This is a genomic window from Flavobacterium bizetiae (assembly GCF_902804475.1).
GTDB classification, from domain to species: Bacteria; Bacteroidota; Bacteroidia; order Flavobacteriales; family Flavobacteriaceae; genus Flavobacterium; species Flavobacterium bizetiae.
In genome coordinates, this window is record NZ_CADCSU010000010.1 from 1 (window position 1) to 1758 (window position 1758).

Annotated in this window: 1 protein-coding gene; it reads left to right on the forward strand. The window is 32.7% G+C overall.

Annotated features, from left to right (window positions below):
* Positions 1-115 precede the first annotated feature (115 nt).
* A complete protein-coding gene (locus FLACOL7796_RS00075; protein WP_173968578.1) occupies positions 116-1564 on the forward strand; it encodes an IS1182 family transposase in 1449 nt (482 codons plus the stop codon).
* The last annotated feature ends 194 nt before the right edge of the window (positions 1565-1758 follow it).

Genomic DNA, 1758 nt, shown 5'->3' on the forward strand with positions numbered 1-1758 from the left:
GAGGACACTGAAAAAGTCCTTCTTTAGGAATGATTGTTAATTAAAAGGAGTAGAAGCTAAATGTTTTCTGCTCCTTTTTTTTGTATCTTTTGAGTGTAATCATAAGACCTTTTAGATGTTAATTCAGCAGCAGCAAATTCAGTTTAGTCCCTATTCTTCATTATATGATTTAATCGTTCCACAGGATAATCTACTTAGAAAAATCAACGAACTAATAGATTTTTCATTCATTTACGAAGAGTTGTTAGATAAATACTGTACAAATAACGGTCGCAAAGCAGAAAGCCCAGTTCGTATGTTTAAGTACTTACTTTTAAAAACAATATATAATGTATCTGATGTTGATGTAGTTGATCGTTCGCGTTTTGATATGTCTTTTAAATATTTCTTAGAAATGAGTCCAGAAGAAGGCGTCATCGATCCAAGCTCCTTGACAAAATTTCGTAAACTTCGTCTTAAGGACACAGACTTATTAAATCTTCTCATTGGAAAAACTGTATCTATAGCTATTGAAAAGGGAATCATCAGATCTCAATCTATCATAGTTGATGCCACGCATACTTTATCGAGATCCAATCCATTTTCAGCAATTGATGTATTAAGAGAACGTTCTAAACTACTACGAAAAACGGTATATTTATTTGATGATCGATTCAAAGAGAATATGCCAAAGAAGAACGATACCTATGAATTAAAAAAAGAATTGGACTATTGCAAAGAGTTAGAGAAGCGTATAGAAAAAGAACAATCTTTAAGTTCTATATCTGCTGTGAAAGAAAAATTAAACTTACTAAAAGAAACAATAGAAGATACTCAGGAAAATTTTACTTTATCAAAAGATACAGATGCTAAAACAGGTCATAAATCTGCTGATAGCTCTTTCTTTGGATATAAGACTCATCTAGCGATGACAGAAGAACGAATTATCACAGCAGCTATAATAACCTCTGGAGACAAAGCAGATGGTCCAGAGTTACCGAAACTCTTAGAGATTAGCCAAGAAAACGGAATGGATGTAGATACCATTATTGGCGATGGAGCTTATACAGGAACAAAAAATCTCCAGCTAGCAACCAGGCAAAATATTAGAGTTGTAGCTAGATTAAATGTTTCGGTAGCACAAGGAACTAGAAAAGAAGAAGATAAATTTGAATACAATAAAGATGCCGATAGAATTGTTTGTCCTGCAGGGCATATGGCTATACGAAAAGCTAAACAGGGCAAAAAAAATGTTGGAAAAAATCAATCACACACCTATTATTTTGATGTTGAAAAATGCAAGTCTTGTTCTTTAAAAGAGGGATGCTACAAAGAAGGGGCAAAGACAAAAACCTATGCTGTAACGATAAAATCAGACTTACACCAAGAACAAATCGCCTTTCAGGAAACAGAATATTACAAAGAAAAAGCAAAACATCGATACAAAATAGAGGCTAAAAATAGTGAGTTAAAAAACGTACATGGCTATGATAGGGCAATATCGTACGGCATTGCCAATATGCAAATGCAAGGAGCAATGACTATTTTTACAGTCAATTTAAAAAGAATACTGAAATTTATATAAGAAATTAAAAGCTAAATGGTGCATTATTCAAAACGACCTTATATAAGTCAAAAATAGACTCATATAGCTTCAAATAAAAAACAGTTATAAAGTGAAAAACGCTTGCAACGGGTTAAAAAATCCTGTTACAAGCGTTTTTTTAATTCTCTAAAAACCAATCCCAATCAAAATAAGAGGTGTTTTTCAGTGCCCTC